Origin of the sequence: Scytonema millei VB511283, assembly GCF_000817735.3 — a bacterium.
Classification (GTDB): domain Bacteria; phylum Cyanobacteriota; class Cyanobacteriia; order Cyanobacteriales; family Chroococcidiopsidaceae; genus Chroococcidiopsis; species Chroococcidiopsis millei_B.
The window spans coordinates 388,281-405,251 of the sequence record NZ_JTJC03000005.1; the positions used below are offsets into that span (position 1 = coordinate 388,281).

17 protein-coding genes are annotated in these 16,971 nt (G+C 44.7%); 7 read left to right on the plus strand and 10 right to left on the minus strand.

Annotated elements, in window-relative coordinates; genetic code table 11:
- The first annotated feature begins 559 nt into the window (after positions 1-559).
- Positions 560-1,531, plus strand: a complete 972-nt coding sequence (locus tag QH73_RS19380) for a CobW family GTP-binding protein (RefSeq protein WP_039715835.1) — start codon at positions 560-562, stop codon at positions 1,529-1,531.
- Positions 1,532-1,626: 95 nt separating this feature from the next.
- Positions 1,627-2,694: a WD40 repeat domain-containing protein gene (locus QH73_RS19385; protein ID WP_039717528.1), complete on the plus strand. Its 1,068-nt coding sequence runs from the start codon at positions 1,627-1,629 to the stop codon at positions 2,692-2,694.
- Here the strand turns inward: QH73_RS19385 and QH73_RS19390 are convergent.
- Positions 2,628-3,257: a DUF1802 family protein gene (locus QH73_RS19390; RefSeq protein WP_039715834.1), complete on the minus strand. Its 630-nt coding sequence runs from the start codon at positions 3,255-3,257 to the stop codon at positions 2,628-2,630. The two genes, QH73_RS19385 and QH73_RS19390, sit on opposite strands and share 67 nt — an antisense overlap.
- Positions 3,258-3,745: 488 nt before the next feature.
- Between QH73_RS19390 and QH73_RS19395 the strand changes: the two genes are divergently transcribed.
- Positions 3,746-4,342: a hypothetical protein gene (locus QH73_RS19395; protein WP_201278223.1), complete on the plus strand. Its 597-nt coding sequence runs from the start codon at positions 3,746-3,748 to the stop codon at positions 4,340-4,342.
- A 64-nt stretch (positions 4,343-4,406) separates the two neighbouring features.
- Here QH73_RS19395 and QH73_RS19400 read toward each other — a convergent pair whose 3' ends face one another.
- From QH73_RS19400 to QH73_RS19410, 3 genes are all read right to left on the minus strand, one after another.
- Entirely contained in the window at positions 4,407-4,937 is a 531-nt protein-coding gene (locus tag QH73_RS19400; protein WP_039717527.1) for a hypothetical protein, read from the minus strand.
- A 610-nt stretch (positions 4,938-5,547) separates the two neighbouring features.
- On the minus strand, positions 5,548-5,874 hold the full coding sequence (locus QH73_RS19405) for a DUF2973 domain-containing protein (protein ID WP_039715833.1): 327 nt from the start codon (positions 5,872-5,874) through the stop codon (positions 5,548-5,550).
- 190 nt (positions 5,875-6,064) lie between these two features.
- Positions 6,065-6,400 carry a DUF2605 domain-containing protein gene (locus QH73_RS19410; RefSeq protein ID WP_039715832.1) on the minus strand — a complete coding sequence of 112 codons (336 nt, stop codon included), beginning with the start codon at positions 6,398-6,400 and terminating at the stop codon, positions 6,065-6,067.
- 245 nt (positions 6,401-6,645) lie between these two features.
- Here QH73_RS19410 and thrS point away from each other — a divergent pair, with 245 nt between their 5' ends.
- A complete protein-coding gene (gene thrS, locus QH73_RS19415) occupies positions 6,646-8,502 on the plus strand; it encodes a threonine--tRNA ligase (RefSeq protein WP_052290083.1) in 1,857 nt (618 codons plus the stop codon).
- Positions 8,503-8,686: 184 nt separating this feature from the next.
- Here thrS and QH73_RS19420 read toward each other — a convergent pair whose 3' ends face one another.
- Positions 8,687-9,748, minus strand: a complete 1,062-nt coding sequence (locus QH73_RS19420; protein ID WP_039715831.1) for a RuBisCO accumulation factor 1 — start codon at positions 9,746-9,748, stop codon at positions 8,687-8,689.
- Between the two features lie 317 nt (positions 9,749-10,065).
- Here QH73_RS19420 and ubiE point away from each other — a divergent pair, with 317 nt between their 5' ends.
- Positions 10,066-10,752 (plus strand): bifunctional demethylmenaquinone methyltransferase/2-methoxy-6-polyprenyl-1,4-benzoquinol methylase UbiE, encoded by a 687-nt coding sequence (gene ubiE / locus QH73_RS19425; RefSeq protein ID WP_039715830.1) that lies wholly within the window; start codon positions 10,066-10,068, stop codon positions 10,750-10,752.
- A 127-nt stretch (positions 10,753-10,879) separates the two neighbouring features.
- A complete protein-coding gene (locus QH73_RS19430; protein WP_039715829.1) occupies positions 10,880-12,118 on the plus strand; it encodes a DUF445 domain-containing protein in 1,239 nt (412 codons plus the stop codon).
- Between the two features lie 24 nt (positions 12,119-12,142).
- Here QH73_RS19430 and QH73_RS19435 read toward each other — a convergent pair whose 3' ends face one another.
- The gene (locus tag QH73_RS19435) at positions 12,143-12,652 is read right to left on the minus strand and encodes an allophycocyanin subunit beta (RefSeq protein ID WP_039715828.1); all 510 of its coding nucleotides are present in this window, start codon (positions 12,650-12,652) and stop codon (positions 12,143-12,145) included.
- A gap of 266 nt (positions 12,653-12,918) precedes the next feature.
- Between QH73_RS19435 and QH73_RS19440 the strand changes: the two genes are divergently transcribed.
- The gene (locus QH73_RS19440) at positions 12,919-13,602 is read left to right on the plus strand and encodes a hypothetical protein (protein WP_052290082.1); all 684 of its coding nucleotides are present in this window, start codon (positions 12,919-12,921) and stop codon (positions 13,600-13,602) included.
- A gap of 127 nt (positions 13,603-13,729) precedes the next feature.
- Here QH73_RS19440 and QH73_RS19445 read toward each other — a convergent pair whose 3' ends face one another.
- The 4 genes from QH73_RS19445 to QH73_RS19460 all read right to left on the minus strand — a co-directional run bounded on the left by QH73_RS19445 (position 13,730) and on the right by QH73_RS19460 (position 16,767).
- On the minus strand, positions 13,730-15,103 hold the full coding sequence (locus QH73_RS19445; RefSeq protein WP_236147084.1) for a glutamine synthetase family protein: 1,374 nt from the start codon (positions 15,101-15,103) through the stop codon (positions 13,730-13,732).
- A gap of 184 nt (positions 15,104-15,287) precedes the next feature.
- Positions 15,288-15,401, minus strand: a complete 114-nt coding sequence (locus QH73_RS28365; protein ID WP_236147085.1) for an MGMT family protein — start codon at positions 15,399-15,401, stop codon at positions 15,288-15,290.
- A 96-nt stretch (positions 15,402-15,497) separates the two neighbouring features.
- Positions 15,498-16,307 carry a PD-(D/E)XK nuclease family protein gene (locus QH73_RS19455; RefSeq protein ID WP_201278242.1) on the minus strand — a complete coding sequence of 270 codons (810 nt, stop codon included), beginning with the start codon at positions 16,305-16,307 and terminating at the stop codon, positions 15,498-15,500.
- 28 nt (positions 16,308-16,335) lie between these two features.
- Entirely contained in the window at positions 16,336-16,767 is a 432-nt protein-coding gene (locus tag QH73_RS19460; protein WP_132867388.1) for a DUF6335 family protein, read from the minus strand.
- Positions 16,768-16,971: the final 204 nt, after the last annotated feature.

Here is a 16,971-nt window from a genome sequence, read left to right on the forward strand (position 1 = left end):
AGGAGCGTAGGGTGGGCATTGCCCACCGGATAATGAAACTATCTTTGATTTAAGAGGATTTAATCTTTTTGGCGATCGAACAATATGTAAGTTAACGATTGACTTAATTAATTGTTTGCAAGACTTGGAGCAAAATTATATTTATTGTTTGATTTCAAGTCCTAGAATAGTTTTTTGAATCTTATCTTTGTTGATTGTTGTTTGAAAACAATTATCGCTCTGAGTTCTATAGCGAACCTAATTGATTTGCAAACATTTCCCTTGTAGAGACGTTACATGTAACGCCTCTACAAGGGAAACCGATTTCACAATTCATCATATGTTGCTATTTATGAATTTGAGTTAATGGTGGGCAATACCTACCCTATGATAAAATTGTTTCCCTGTCTCTATCTGTTAGAGAGATTTAGCTTGCCTGCCCAAATTTAATTTTAAGTCACTGTAGCGCAGGCTGCTACGCGCTCCAGTCATTATGGCGCAAATTGTAGTGCGCGTCAGGCTGCAAAATTGTATAAGAATGGTTATCATTCTAAATTATGTAAGGTAAACAAATTGAGCTATGGTAACTACAGCAGCAGATAACGTAGTCCCCGTTACCGTACTGACGGGCTATCTCGGATCGGGTAAGACAACCCTACTCAATCGCATTCTGACCTACGAACACGGTAAGAAAGTAGCTGTAATTGTCAATGAGTTTGGGGAAGTCGGAATCGATAACCAATTGGTGATTGATGCAGACGAAGAAATCTTTGAGATGAACAATGGTTGCATCTGCTGTACCGTGCGCGGTGACTTAATTCGGATTATTGGTAATTTAATGCGGCGGCGCGATAAATTTGACCATTTGGTAATTGAAACCACCGGGTTAGCCGATCCTGCGCCCGTGATTCAGACATTTTTTGTTGATGAAGATATGCAAACCCAGCTATCTTTAGATGCAGTCGTGACAGTGGTAGATGCCAAGCACATTTGGCAGCATTGGGAAGCAGATGAAGCCCAAGAACAGATTGCTTTTGCCGACGTGATATTGCTCAATAAGATCGATCTAGTCTCAGAAACAGAGTTAGCAGAATTGGAACGGCGAATTCGCGGCATGAACGCGATCGCCAAAATCTACCACACCCGTAACTCAGAATTGGGTATGGATGCACTCTTAGGCGTGCAAGCCTTCGATCTCAAACGCGCCCTAGAGATCGATCCAAACTTTTTGGGTGAAGATGCCCACGAACACGATGAAACTGTAGGTTCCATTGCCATTGTCGAACCAGGGACTCTCGATATGCAAAAGTTGAACGATTGGCTATCCTACTTGTTACAAACGCAGGGACCTGATATCTTCCGCATGAAAGGAATTCTCAATATTGCGGGAGACGACCACCGCTACGTATTTCAAGGGGTACATATGCTATTTGACGGAACGCGCGATCGCCCCTGGAAATCTGACGACGAAAGAAAAAACGAATTAGTATTTATTGGTCGCAATTTAGATGCAGACAAGCTGAAAGAAGATTTTCGGGCTTGTTTGATTTAAGGGAGTCGGGGAAGGGGGACAAGGGAGAATAATTATCGTCAACTGTCAACTGTCAACTAACAACTACCAGCTATCAATTACCAATTTCCTAAATGATGAAATTCCCCACAACTAGCAACCAATTACTCGAACTCCAGACACGTACAACTCTGGAGGATTACGTCACCGCGATCGCTTGGTCGAGTGACGGTCAAATCGTTGCTAGCGATGCGGCGGGAGGGGTGACACTGTGGGATGGGGAAACACTGGTTCCTCTACAGACAAATAGCGGTACGTCAGTGGATTGTCTCGCCTTCTCTCACGACGGGCAATTTTTAGCTACAGGAGGACAGGATGGACGAGTCAGAATTCGGCGCTGGCGCGATCGCCAATTAATTGCCACTTTGGAAAATGCTCCTGCTTGGGTAGATAAGTTGGCTTGGAATCCCAAAAATAACCAACTAGCCTTTAGCTTGGGGCGTTACGTCCAAGTGTGGGATGCAAATACAGAGGAGATTGTTGTCACCCTACATTTTGAGAATTCTTCTGTATTAGGAATAGACTGGCATCCAGATGGACAGAATTTGGCGATCGCGGGATATCAGGGGGCAAAGGTTTGGGATGCAACAGATTGGGATGACGATCCGTATATTATCGATATACCATCGGCAAGTCTGGCGATCGCTTGGTCACCTGATGGCAAATACATTGCGTCTGGTAACATGGATCGGACGATTACAGTTTTAGAATGGGGCAATCCCCATCCTTGGGTAATGCGGGGCTTTCCTGGTAAGATTCGTCATCTAGCTTGGTCAAGTATTAAGTTGCAACAAGACGCACCATTACTAGCTTCTGCCAGCGTTGAAGGGATTGTGGTATGGGAAAAATTAGAGGATGAAAATTTAGGCTGGGATAGTAGATTGTTGCAACGACATACAGATGTCGTACAGGCGATCGCCTTTCAACCTGGTAGTCTGCTTCTCGCTTCGGCGGCGGCTGATGGTTGGCTGTGTTTGTGGCAAAAAGCTAAACGTGTCGCCCAGATAATCGACGATGCAACTGATGGGTTATCTTGTCTAGCGTGGCATCCCCAAGGGCAAAAATTAGCAGCAGGGAGTCAAACAGGGGAATTGTTGTTGTGGTCAAAAGCTTCGCGAGGAACTGGATTCAGTCGCGGTAAATAGTCGATCTCATTCCGAATTTCTGAAACTTTTTGCTCGTAGGTGACATCATCTAAAACTGGTGTAGCAGCCTCAAGATCGATCGCTTCATTTAAATCGATCCACGATCTGCAACCGCCATATTCTGTACGATAGGAAATTTGATGTACTTGTGGTAACTTATAAGCCCGCAAAAGTAAGACATACACGGGTTGACGGGGTTTCCATTTGAGGCGATCGCGAATAAATTTTTCGTTCCAAACATGAAACGGTAGCAAAGCATTCACAATTGTCTCGTCTAACACTGGCACAATATCAGTAATCTTTGCCCAACCACCTATCCGAATTGTCTCAGGATGCCAACCAGATGCTACCGGGGTCACTTGCGCAGCATACTCAGGCTTGAGTAATTCGGGCTGTTGGTGTTCGTAAGTGGGGTAAAGTAGAACCTCGTCGCGATCGACTTGAAACCGTCCGCCACTTTCACGGATACCACCTTTACGCAATAGCAAGATTGTTTCGCCCCGTTCGATCGCCTTAACAGCAACCGCCCATTCCTTGAGTGCATGGATTGTGGTTAGTAACATCGGTAAATCTCTATAATTTCCCCTCTCTAATAATTACCACTTCTAATGTGTCGCTGCCATCGATTCAAACAATAATTTGCTAAACAATAGTTCGACTAGGTTAAGTGACGATAAGTTCCTGAAAAAATGGTCTAATTAAGTATTCTCATGACTTGCGATCGCATTCAATAATGCGGTCTTTTTTTTGTTGTACAACAGCATAGTACTTCTCTCAATCTCCATCCCAGTAATGGTTTGACCAAGGCAAGTGGCGATCGATAGTACAACTAAATAAAACTACTATATAACTTTGAAGTAATTTTTAAAACAATTGGCAACTAAATCAAACACAGCAACGTTTTTCGATGATTTTCTTACTTAAGTATTTAAGCAAATTGGCTGATTTGAAATCATAATTATCGTCGTCAGCACTGAAATTTCTTTGTTAGTATTGCCAAGACAGTTACAAAGTTATTGACTGTAACACCACAGCAAGTGAGGAAATAAAAATGAGCGGAAATATAACTAAGAAAAGCTTGAATACAAAACTTTTTAGCTTACTTGGAATTGCTGGTGCTAGCGCTTTACTCGGTTTACCAGCGTTTGCTCTACCTAATTCCTCTGATGGAAATACCAGACAGTTTTTAGCTCAGTCTACTTCTAGCCCTAGTAGTGGCAGTGGTTCTTCTACTGGTACAGAAATGTCACCAGGTAGTAGCACCACTCCAGGCAGCAGCACCACTCCAGGCAGCAGCACCACTCCAGGCAGCAGCACCACTCCCGGTAGCAGCACCACTCCCGGTACTACCACTTACCCAGGCAGCACCACTCCAGGCAGCACCACTCCCGGTAGCAGCACCACTCCAGGCAGCAGTACCACTCCAGGTACTACCACTTATCCTGGTACTGGTTCTGATTCCAATGGCACTACCACCCCTTCTAACTCTGGTAGCGATACGATGACTCCAGGAAGCAGCACCACTCCAGGTAGCGGTAGCATGACTAGCCCTGATAGTTCTAGTGATTCGGAGATGACTCCTAGCAGCAAGCCCAGTGGCTCTAAGAAAACTCCATCTCAAAGTGGTTCTCAGACAACCCCTCGATAAAACACTAGCGGTTAGCAGTTAGTCAATAAGTATTTAATTCCGAATTCCGAATTCCGAATTCTACCTAACCGCTAGCGCCATTTGCCAAAATTCTCTGGGCGCGGCGTGCTTCTGCATCCGTGCCTTCTACGATGACTAAATACTCTTGTGGGAAAGAGCGATCGCTGTCTGCATTTATACTTACTGTCAGTCTGTCAGCGCAGTTTAAGGTTGAGATCGCACCACCACAAGCCAATCCAATTCCCGTACCGAATAAAGTCGCAGCTAAAGTTGTTCCTACCGTGCCAACAGCTAACGCTGGAGCAACTCCTGGGACCAGTAAAATACCAATACTTGCTAAACAACCACCAATCGCGCCGACTGTGCTACCGACAATCATGGCACAGGGCGATTTTCCTGTTTGTTCTGTTGCGAATGCGCCAGCTTGAGTTCTCTCAATTGCCGCTCTTAAATCTGCCAATAATTCGGCATCTTTACTGGCTACAGAAATATGACTAATAGGAAAACCCGCACAATATAGTTTGGCAAATGCTTGTTCTGCTTCCTGACGAGTTGTAAATGTACCAACGGTGCATCTATGTTTTACTAAAACCATCTGCTCCTCCTCTAAATCCGCTTTGTTCGATAGTTATTAACTGTTGTTTAGCCACCATCACTCAGTCATACAGGCAACATTACCAGTTGCACCTACTTAGAGTTAGGCTTATTTTTCGTTTTTATATCTTGCTAAAAACAACTTAGATCGAACAAAGTAGTCGAGAGAAGAATTGAAATATAATGATAAGCTTTATCGCTAATTTCTTTGAGATTTCAATCTTGAAGTTAAGATATATTAAGGTGTCCGAGCTACGATTGAAATTCAGTACAAATATTTAATTCCTCAAATTATTTCATGTATCAAAATTAAGGATAAAAATATTTCTTATGCAAAATGTCTGCGATCGCGTAGAAAGTCAAAAGTTGTAGGGGCGTGTTCACTGAAAATATTTGCCCTATTCAAAATTGTTTGATAAACCCGCCCGTACAGAAGTCAAAACTGACCGCTCCTCACTCCTCACTCCTCACTCCTCACTCCTCAATGACCATAAAAAAACTCCATTTATCACGGAGGACTTTGCCCTGAATAAATAGGAGTTGATGTATGTAGTTAAAGTTTGTAGTTAAAAAGTTTTTACTTGATGTAAAGCAGACAGAGTAGATTCAAATTATGCTTCTTCCTCCTTGCTTTCGCTACTACAACCAGGAGAAGCCTCATAGAGTGCGTCTAATTGGGCGCGGGCATCTTCAACATCAATGGACCGCATGACTAACAGCGGTTCTCCGATAGGGTTGCCAGCTGCGTCTAGTAATTCAGGGTGAGGTACGGAGCGATTTGAGATATAGGGAAGATTTCCTCTATTTTGCACGGGCGAGCGCGGTGCGGCAAACGTGCGATCGCGCTCGAAACTGAACATAATTAAGTTGCGAATTAGATTGCTTACAGCTATCAACGCTAGGATAGTAAAAGCAAGGATGTAAAGTAAGTGTAACATCGAGTTTTTTCTCCAAGCCAGCCAGTCTATACAGTTTTTTGCGAGTTTTTACGAACTTTTACCGCTTTGCTAAAGGCGTTGACCGTTATCTCTAGCATCACAGAATTTGCTTCGATAGACAATCCGTCTACTCAGAATATTTCAGTCAAGCATGTATGTTACAAGAAACACTTTATTTAAATAAAATTCTTTAAAATTCTACCTCTGGCTGTGTTGCCTGCTCCGACCGGAAGCGAATTGCCACTTTCCAACATTCTGTCACTAATTGATGCCAGGGTACGAGCGTTGCCATGTCAATGCCCACTTGTCCCCCAGTTGCCTGAAACATGAGCTGTGCTGTACTTACCTCCTGCTGGGCTTGCTTGACTCTTGCCAACAATTCAGATTGCTGTTGCGGTTCTAAAAATGAAACTTTCTCATTTTCTAAAAACGTTTGCGATCGCCCAAACCAATACTTAAAATCTTCAAGTAGCGGTTGGAGTAAGGTTTTTAACAACTCAGGTTCTGGCAAGTTTTGATTAAGCATGAATGAAAAGCAGATTACTAACCTACCACTAATATTAACTTAGTTCAAGATTCTTTACATTCTGTCATTAGAAGTAACTGGGAGCAGGGAGCAGGGACGAGCTGGGAGCTTCTGAGCAGGGAGCAGAGGGAGAAAGAGCAACTCCAACTACCAACTACCAATTACCACTCCCGACTCCTGACTCCTTACAATAGAAGGCAAACAGTATTGGTTTACAGTCTCATCAACATAGTTTTGTAATTAAAATGTCTAGTTCAGAATCCCATTGTCAACCCGAACAGCAGGAACAAGCACCGCAGGAAAAAATTTATCTCCCTCGCACCAGTGAATCAGAGACATTGCAGAAGATTCGCCACACTACCTCTCATGTCATGGCGATGGCGGTGCAAAAGTTATTTCCTAAAGCACAGGTGACTATTGGACCCTGGATTGAGAATGGATTTTACTACGATTTTGACAATCCCGAACCGTTTACAGAAAAAGATCTCAAAGCCATCCAGAAAGAGATGGTGAAGATTATCAATCGTAAATTGCCTGTCATTAGGGAAGAAGTCAGCCGCGAGGAAGCTGAACGGCGGATTCAGGCAATTAAAGAGCCGTACAAACTAGAAATCCTGGCAGATATTAAGCAGGAACCAATTACGATCTACCATTTGGGGGATGAATGGTGGGACTTGTGTGCTGGTCCCCATCTCACCAACACGGCAGAGTTGCAACCCAAAGCAATTGAGTTAGAAAGCGTTGCTGGGGCATACTGGCGCGGTGATGAAACCAAGGCGCAGCTACAACGAATTTACGGCACGGCTTGGGAATCAGAACAACAATTAGCTGAGTACAAGCGCCGCAAGGAAGAAGCCCTCAGACGCGACCATCGCCGGTTGGGTAAGGAACTAGGACTATTTATCTTTAGCGATGAGGTGGGACCGGGTTTACCCCTGTGGACTCCCAAAGGGACGCTGTTACGCAGTCTTTTAGAAGACTTTCTCAAACAAGAACAGCTCAAACGCGGTTATCTTCCTGTTGTATCGCCTCACATTGCCAGAGTCGATTTATTCAAAACTTCCGGTCACTGGCAGAAATATAAAGAGGATATGTTTCCATTGATGGCAGAGAATGAGGAAGCAGCAGCCCACGAATTAGGTTTCGTTCTCAAGCCGATGAACTGCCCGTTTCACATTCAAATTTACAAGAGCGAATTACGTTCTTATCGCGAATTACCGATGCGCTTGGCAGAGTTTGGGACTGTATACCGTTACGAACAATCGGGCGAATTAGGAGGTTTGACGCGGGTACGTGGCTTTACGGTAGATGATTCTCACCTATTCGTGACTCCAGAACAACTCGACAGCGAATTTCTTAATGTGGTGGATTTGATTCTGTCGGTATTTAACAAATTGCAACTGAAAAATTTCAAAGCAAGACTGAGTTTCCGCGACCCGGCTTCGGATAAGTACATTGGTTCTGACGAGGCGTGGTCAAAAGCTGAAGGAGCAATTCGCCGCGCTGTAGAAAAGTTAGAAATGAACCACTTTGAAGGAATTGGGGAAGCAGCATTCTACGGTCCCAAACTCGATTTTATTTTCCAAGATGCTTTGGAAAGGGAATGGCAATTAGGTACGGTACAGGTTGATTACAACTTACCCGAGCGCTTCAATTTAGAATATGTTGCAGAGGATGGTACGCGCCAGCGCCCAGTGATGATTCACCGCGCTCCATTTGGCTCGTTAGAACGGTTAATTGGAATTTTAATTGAAGAGTATGCGGGAGACTTTCCCTTGTGGCTAGCGCCCATTCAAGCTCGATTAATGCCCGTCAGCGATGCCCAATTGATGTTTGCTAAAGAAGTTGCAGACAAGATGCGATCGCTCAACATGCGTGTAGAAGTCGATACTAGCGGCGATCGCTTGCCGAAAATGATCCGCAATGCTGAAAAGGCAAAAATCCCCGTCATGGCGGTTGTAGGGGCGAAAGAAGTGGAGTCCGATAGCTTGAGTCTCCGCGTTCGTACTGCTGGTAAACCATCGGCAGATCTCGGCACGATTCCTGTGGCTGAGGTGTTGGAAAGGATGCAAAAGGCGATCGCCAACTACGCTAATTTCTAATCCTGAGTATTACGCCCCCAATAAAAAGCGGTAACGACACACCGTCAGCCTCGATCCCCCAACCCCCTTAAAAAGGGGGCTTTAAATTCCTTCCCTTTCCGCCTTAAAAAGGGGGCTTTAAATTCCCCCCTTTCTAAGGGGGGCTAGGGGGGATCGAGATCTGCAACTTCAAGCGCGTAACTCTTTACTCGTCGATTTGCCAAGAATCTTTGGTTAATTCTTCATCAATAATGTGCTTGGGACGCACGACAACGACAATTTTTCCCAGTAACTTGACATCTGGTTGAGTTTCAAACCAACCAAAGTCAACTTCCCCAGAGCCATCATAGACAAAATAACTATTCACATCCCATTCTCTAACGTGACGGTCGGCAATGACTAGAACTGGTTCCGATGCTGTAGCTGATTGATTGGGGAGGCGATCGCTTTGACACAAAATTGCGATCGGATCTTCAGCACTGCGGACTGTTTGCCAACCTGGTAAGGCAACCCAAGCCTGTTCCCCAGCAAACTTGACAATCTGAAATGGCTCTACTGCTTCTACTATGGGTACAGCTTGAACTTCAGCCGATTTTAAGGGCATTTCCCCAACAACTGGAATCAATCGCGGTAAATGATCTTCAGAATCTGGACGATAAAAAGGTATGGTCGGAGCCGGACGCTTGGGAACGACGGTAAAATCGACAAGCAACTGTTCGATTTTTTGTCTTGCCGTATCCGAATCGGCAAACCTTAGCCCCTTAGCAATTAATCGCGATCGCTCTTGTAAATCTGATTTTTGTCGTGCCAGTCGCCAACACTGATAAGCAATTGCATCCCCTGGACGATCGGCAAATCCTTCGGGTAAGCTACGCAGGCGAGAAAATTCTTTCATATCCCGCGCCACTTCCTTAGCCATATCCGCATCCAAGTTGTGAGCTAAGATAAATTCTGCTGCTGCGACTCGTTCTGCATTATTGAGCAATCGCAGTTCGTACAAAATATCGCTGCCTTTTTGAGTAAAGCGCGATCGCACTGCCTCAGAAGCATTTGTTTTCTCTAAAGAAGTATAAACTTGTGCGCCTACAATCACCTGATTTTGTTGCACAGGTTCAAATCCCGTCGCTTCAAAGATCTGCTGCGGTGTTTGCCCTGCTTTTTGCAACTGGGCGATCGCTTGACCCCATTCCACCCAACTACCTCGTTTTTGCCGCAGGGATGTCAGCATGGCTTCGATGTCAAGTTGGTTGGAGGGCGATTCAGTCATGATGAGGAGTGAGGAGCGAGGAGTGAGGAGCGAGGAAACAAAACGTTTATTATCCGTTGTTTGATTATATATGTAAGAGTTTTATTAGATTGACCTATTTAAAATTTCTTGCAGTGTCAATGTTTGCCTAGTCAGAACCAGCTTTATCCTAATTTAGAGGATAGTAACTAGCTTTTACTCCCTCTTGTCTACTCCCTCTTGTCCTCCTTGTCTCCCTTGTCCCAATTTTGAATTTTGAATTTTGTTCCCCTTATCCCCCTTATCTTCCCCCTCTCCCTTATCCCCTCACTCCTCACTCCTCACTCCTCACCCCTCATATGGAAGTTCAACAGATATTCGATCGCATTGCCCCAGTTTACGATCGCTTAAATGATTTGCTGAGTTTAGGTCAGCACCGCATTTGGAAGCAAATGGCAGTTAAGTGGAGCCAAGCAAGCTTGGGAGATACCTGTGTCGATCTATGTTGTGGTAGTGGCGATTTAGCGCTGCGCCTCGCCCGTCAAGTAGGAGCCAACGGACGAGTATACGGTGTGGATTTTTCATCGCAACTGCTGGCGATCGCCCAACAACGCAGCCAAAGCCAGTATCCCCAACCCCCGATTTCTTGGGTAAAAGCAGATGTATTGAATTTGCCTTTTGCCGATGATTATTTTGATGCTGCAACGATGGGCTATGGACTGCGTAACGTTATCGATATTCCTTGTTGCTTAAAAGAACTGCATCGAGTTCTCAAACCTGGCGCTAAAGCGGCAATTTTAGACTTTCATCGCCCGGAAAATTCTCAATTTAGAGCTTTTCAACAATGGTACTTAGATAATCTCGTCGTTCCCGCCGCGCGTCACTTCGATCTCACGGAAGAATATGCCTATATCAGCCCCAGTTTAGATCGATTTCCTTCAGGTAAAGCACAAGTTCAACTCTCGCGAGAAGTAGGGTTTGCAACAGCCACTCACTACCCAATTGCCAACGGTATGATGGGGATATTGGTTGTTACTAAGGGGTAAGGGATAAGAGATCGGGGATAAGGGTAAGAAGTCAGAAGTCGGAAGTCAAAACATAAAAACATGCACCGCACCATATACTACTCGCCACTCACTCATCCCTCACCCCTCACTCCTCACTCCTAGTTGTATGGATTGGTCTCATTTTTGGGTTTATGTTAGTCCGCCGATCGCGGGAGCAATTATTGGCTATTTCACGAACGATTTAGCCATTAAAATGCTATTCCGTCCCTATCGAGCGCGTTATTTTGCCGGAAGACAATTACCTTTTACCCCTGGTTTAATTCCTCGCAACCAAGAACGCTTGGCAAAGCGGGTTTCGGACACGATCATGGGTTCTCTACTGACACCAGAGGAATTGCAGAAGTTGACGCGGCGATTGCTGCAACCGGAGCGAGTGCGAGGAGGGATAGAATGGCTGTTAAGATTGGCGATCGAACAGGTTCGTACTGATAGAGATCAAAGAGCAACCAAAATTCTGGCGGGAATTTTACGCGATTTGGTTGGGGAATCTTTACCGCGTTTGTTTAAGGTGTTGTTGCGACGAGAAGAGTTTTTAGGCACTCAACTCAATCAAATTTTCGACCAAGTGTTACTTGAGTTTCAACTCAGCAACGAGCAAGCGGGGAGGTTAGCTGATTGGTTGCTGCAAGTCGTTCTTCCACCAGACGCAATTCGGCAGTTAGTCATCGATCTGTTAACCGATCGCACGATTCAAATTATTGATGAGAGTTTTCGTGAAAAAACGAGCGGTACGTATTGGGTAGTTGCTAACTTATTTGGTTTGCGTAACACTTTGGCGCGCCTGCGAACGTTTTGTTTGGACGAAAGAGAAGTTACGAATGCGCGGATTAAGGAGTTAATTCAAGAGCTTCAAGTGCGCGAACGCCTTAAAGTTTGGTTGAAAAGTTTATCGTTGCAAAATTTACCTGTTTCTACAGTAAAGCAATTACGCAATACAATTCGGGAAACCGCGATCGGCTATTCTCAAATTCACGGTCCAGAGTTTATTCAAGGATTTAGCGATTCGATTGATTGGGAAAATACCGCTAGCGTGCTGCTCAATCGTTTGCGTAACTCTCCTGCTTTCAGTTCTTCTCTAACTGCGATCGGTCAAGAGTTATCTTTAATTTTGGAGCGTTATTTAGAGCAAGATTTAGAAAATTTGGTGGCACAGGCAATTCCAATTTTATCGATCGACCAGGTTATTATCGATCGCGTCAAATCTACCTCTCCCGCCGATTTAGAAGCTGCGATCGAAGGAATTGTCAAAAATGAGTTACAGGCAATTGTTAACTTAGGTGGTGTTCTCGGTTTTGTCGTGGGACTATTTCAAGCCGGATTGTTATTTTTCCAACAAATTCATTAGGTGGGCAATGCCCACCACACTTTGCTAAATCTCCGTTTCGCTAATCTCACGCACGACGTAATCGAATGGTTCATCGACAAACGTAGCGTTGATCATTCCAGCCGTCACTAACTTTTCTTTGACTATATTTTTCATCAGCTGGATGCTTCGAGCAGTGGGACCTAAAGGAATTCCTAGAGAGTTGAAAGTATCTCGCAAACCAGCCAGCAACCGTTCGTCTAAGACGCTAGCATCTCCCGCCACGATCGCATAGCTACAATATCGCAAGAAGTAGTTCATATCTCGCACGTACATATTGTAGCGGCGTGTTGTATAGGCATTGCCACCTGGACTAACTAGCTCTGGGTATTCTTGGAATAATAAACTGACTGCTGTTTTGACAATCTCAGCTGCATTGGAACCAATAACGCCTGCTACTTGTACCCGTTTCTCACCATCAGCCAGAAACGTTTTCAGAGTTTCAACAACCTCACGATTTAAAGAACTGCCTGTTAGATCGCAATTCTTGGCTACGCTTGTTAATTTATCTTGCATTAGATTCCTCTCCGAAACGTTTATATTAAAACAACTATTCCGCCGGAAACCTGAAGCTAAAAGAGTTATGTATCGTTCTACAAATAGGGTCTTAGGATTGAGTCTACCATAACGATCCGATCTAGCTATTTTGCTCTAACTATAATGAGATTATTGGTATCATCTATCGCGCAGTTGCATAGTAGCTCTACAAATTTATGCCAGATGCTCAAAACGAGTTGGCAGAGATAGGCTTGAGGTAGCACGATCGCAGGAGATTGTTGAGCATGAGATCTCAAGCAGAAAATGGCACTTCAATTCTGGAGCGGACAAAAGATTGGGTAGCTACGGCTGGCGATACTTTTAGCCATACGATCGCGCGGATAACTACTACAACTCAAGATGCTGCTGGCAGTCTAGCAGATAAGGCGATCGCACCGATTGCCTCCACGCAGGCGACATTATTTCAGAGTTGGTTAGAAGCGCATCCAACCGTAGAGCGATCGCTACAAGTTTTGAATTGGGCAATAGATCGCCCCATCATAAGTGTAATTATACTGTTATTTCTCCTCGCGATCGCTTGGAGTTTCATTAAATCTATCGGACGCTTGTTTGAAAGGTTCTGTTTGTCAGTTTTACAAGTACCATTAAAGTTGGGCTATTTTTTAATTCGAGCTAGTTGGCGATCGCTGCATAAATTATTCGCTCGATTTACCTTAAAACCTACTCGAAGAAACATGCATCAAATGCGCGTCATATCGACATCAGACGTGCAAACAAATTATACCGAGCAACACCAGCGGCTATTAGAAATTTCTACTAAGTTAGCCCTGCTTAATCAAGAGCAGAACGAGTTGATGCAAGAAGCTCTATCAATTCTTAGCTCGACTCAAATTGCTACAGAAGATATTCCCAAAAATTTTCAGCACGAAGTCTTTTCAAATATTGATAAAAGCATATTTCAAAGTTAGTAAAGTGGGCATTGCCCACCCTACTTTTACATAAACCCGCCCCTACAAATCCATCGCACGGGCGGGTTTGGCAAAAAAAACGTCGTCACTACGAGATTTCCTGGCTAAACCCGCCCCTACAAATAACTTAATATCTTTCCAATAACAACTTTACTTCTTCTTTTAACGTCCAATCTTTCATGGCTTCCCACTCAGCTAGACGGACGGCAATGTATGCTTGAGCGAGTTCTTTACCTAAAGCATTGAGGAGAACTTTATCGGTTTGGAGATGCGCGATCGCCTCACCTAAATTTGTTGGTAGAGCATCAATTCCCTTCGCTTCTCGTTCCGATTGGGGTAGAGATCCTGGGTCAACTGCGATCGCCTCTTTTGGTTCGAGTTGACGACGCACACCGTCCAATCCAGCGGTGATGACTGCGCCTAGAGCGATGTAGGGATTGGCAGAAGCATCAACAGTTTTGATTTCAATCTGCGTCGGACTGGGACTTGCGGGATTGCTAGGGACTCGGATCGCGGCTTCGCGGTTGTCGTATCCCCAAGCGCGAAAAGCCCCACTCCAGGAGTGAGGGCGAATGCGACGATAGGAGTTGATACTAGGGGTAGTCAGTGCCATCAAGGCGGGTAAATGCTCCAAAATGCCAGCAATAAAAGCACGGGCAATTTTTGAGATTCCAGGCACGTTCCCAGTCTCGGAAATAAGATTTTTACCATCTTGCCAGAGACTCAGGTGCAGGTGACAACCACTACCCGCTTGTTCGGCAAAGATTTTTGGTAGAAACGAGGCTTTGAGTTTGTGGCGCAATGCTACTGCACGCACGGTTTCCCGAAAAGCAATTTGGTAATCTGCTGCTGACAAAGCGCGGGTATAATGCACCGAAATTTCATGTTGTCCGCCACCAGATTCGGGATGGTACTGTTCTACAGGGATATTTTGGGCAAGGAGGGCTTCAGAAATTTCGTTTATAACTGCTAAATTAGCATCCATCGCGAAAGTAGAAGCAAAGACCGTGCGATCGCCTGGTTCTACTCCCAATCCATTCTCAGATGGATAGAGTAGATAAAATTCATTTTCAAACGCTGCCATCACCTCTATCCCTGCTGCTTGCGCCGTGGCGATCGCTCGTTTCAAAAAGTCTCGCGGACAGTAAGCCCAAGGACTGCCATTTTGCATCATATCGCCGATGGCGCGAGCGTGACCTGTAGAATAAGGCAGTACGCTCAAGGTATTCCAATCTGGGATGAGGCGAATTTCACCTACAGGACTCAACCCCGTTTCTGCCACTACCGCGTCGTGCATCACGGGAATTGCTTGCTGTGCCGCACTAATGCCGACTCCATAATCCACTAGCTGAGATAACGCGCCGATGTGTATTGCTTTGCCACGAATGATATTGGCATTGTCGCACCAGAGAATGCGAATAAATTGCACCCTACTTGCCTGTAAGGTTTTATAAATCGTGTCTTGCATCATGGCGCTTCCTGCATTGCCGTGGAAATTCATTTTTGAGGTTCCGTATACTGTTGCTTTGAATACCTTTGCCCTAACTCCAGTAGTGCTTGCTTGCAGGTAATTCCCCAGCGATCGCCTCCTAAACTACCTGTAGGAACTACCCGAATGACAGGTAGTTTAGGAGGGCAATTGGGTTAGTCGCACAGGCACGGACAACGGCGCAGATGGCAGTTGGCTACCCGATACTGCGGGTAACATCGCTGTATGTTACGGTCGTACCAATGGGAATGGTTTGTAGCGCCTGCCAAACTTGCAGTTGAAATGCAGTAGCTTTGACATCATAAGGCAAATCGGGGAGGAGCGAACGACCACTGAGATAATTTGTTAAAGATTCTACCTTTGACGTATTCGTGCATTGGCTAGTTGTAATAAATGGCGTTAAATCTCAACCAAGAGAAACTTCTGGAATCTCGGCTAAATTGGGCAACCAATTTTGACTGCTAGTTGCTGAATCGTCCCGATCGCGATCGCGCTGGCAACGAGTGGCAAATTGACAATATTCGCAGTTTTTATTTCCTTCTGGGATTTGCGGAAATGGTTCGCCTAGTTCGTAGCATTTCAACCAATAGGTAAATCTATGTAATAACTGCTGTAATTCTTTAGCTGTTTTTTCGTGTTTAGCTTGACTGTAAGTAAATTTAATTTGTTGTAACGATTTTGGCGGCGCTACTTCTAGAGAAGATGGGACATACCAATAAGTCATCGAAATCTGTTCTGGCAAGTAATCGCTGGTTTCGGCTAAGACATATAAATATAGTCTTGTCTGCCAATTCTTTTCGAGCTGAGCTTTTTTTGGTAATTTGGGGTTTGTCTTCCAGTCGAAAATTTGGGCTTGGCGATCGTCTGCGATTAATAAGTCGTAAATAACCGATAATAAATAATCTTGCACTTGCAGCGTGCGATAATGTTCGCTTTCGCGAAAAAGCTGACGATTTGCATCTAGATTTAAAATTTCTGGTGCAGCAGTCGCAAAGGCATTTATCCAGTGTTGTAACTGTATGTCTTCCTGCACTAAAGATTCAATTGGTAAGCCCAATTCTCGCTGTTGCATCAGCAAGTGAAACCGACTTCCCCAAGCTTGTCTTTCTTGTTGCTCCGATGTCGTAGGCGAACCGAATAGATCTAAATAGGTATGTTGAAATTGACGCGGGCAACGTTCTAGCAAGTTGAGTTGTCCTTGAGATAGACGCATCATAGTGCGATCGCTGGCGATTCGATTCAAATTATTCTCCGTGTTCCCGATAATCTTCTGACGATTCAGGGTTGAGTTCCCAGCGTTCGAGATCGCGTCGCTGCAAATTTTTCCAGGTTTCTACTGGTTGTCCGTCTATTGAGGTAATCCCCATTGAATGCAACAGATTCTCAGTCACGCTTTGATCGGGGGTGGGATTGTCTCCCCCAACTGCTTCTTCGCCGACAACCTCTGCTTGATACCAATCATCGTCAAGATCGCCGCCCGTCACATCTTCAGCATAGATCGATGGATTTTTCAATCGCTTGAGAATAGTGCCGATTTCAGCGTCGCGATCGCTCAATTCCTCAAAAACGATATCGATATTGTCCGTACCAATGAGATCTGCTAATAACAACTCTTCATTTTCAACTGATGGCTTTGATGAAGGGTTGACTGCATCAGAAGGATTTGCACCTGCCATAAGACTCGCTCCTTGCAGCCTAGATAAGAGATGGTTCTCTGTCTATTGATACCTACAATTCTAACCCTAACTATGTCAGCTCTAAGTAATTTGTAATACTTAGCGTTAGAGGGTGTTTGAAAAGTGGGTTGGGTAGTAAAAAAGCTCACTCGGTGTAAGCTGCGAATAACTAGTACACAGCACCGAGAGAGCGACATGAGTAAA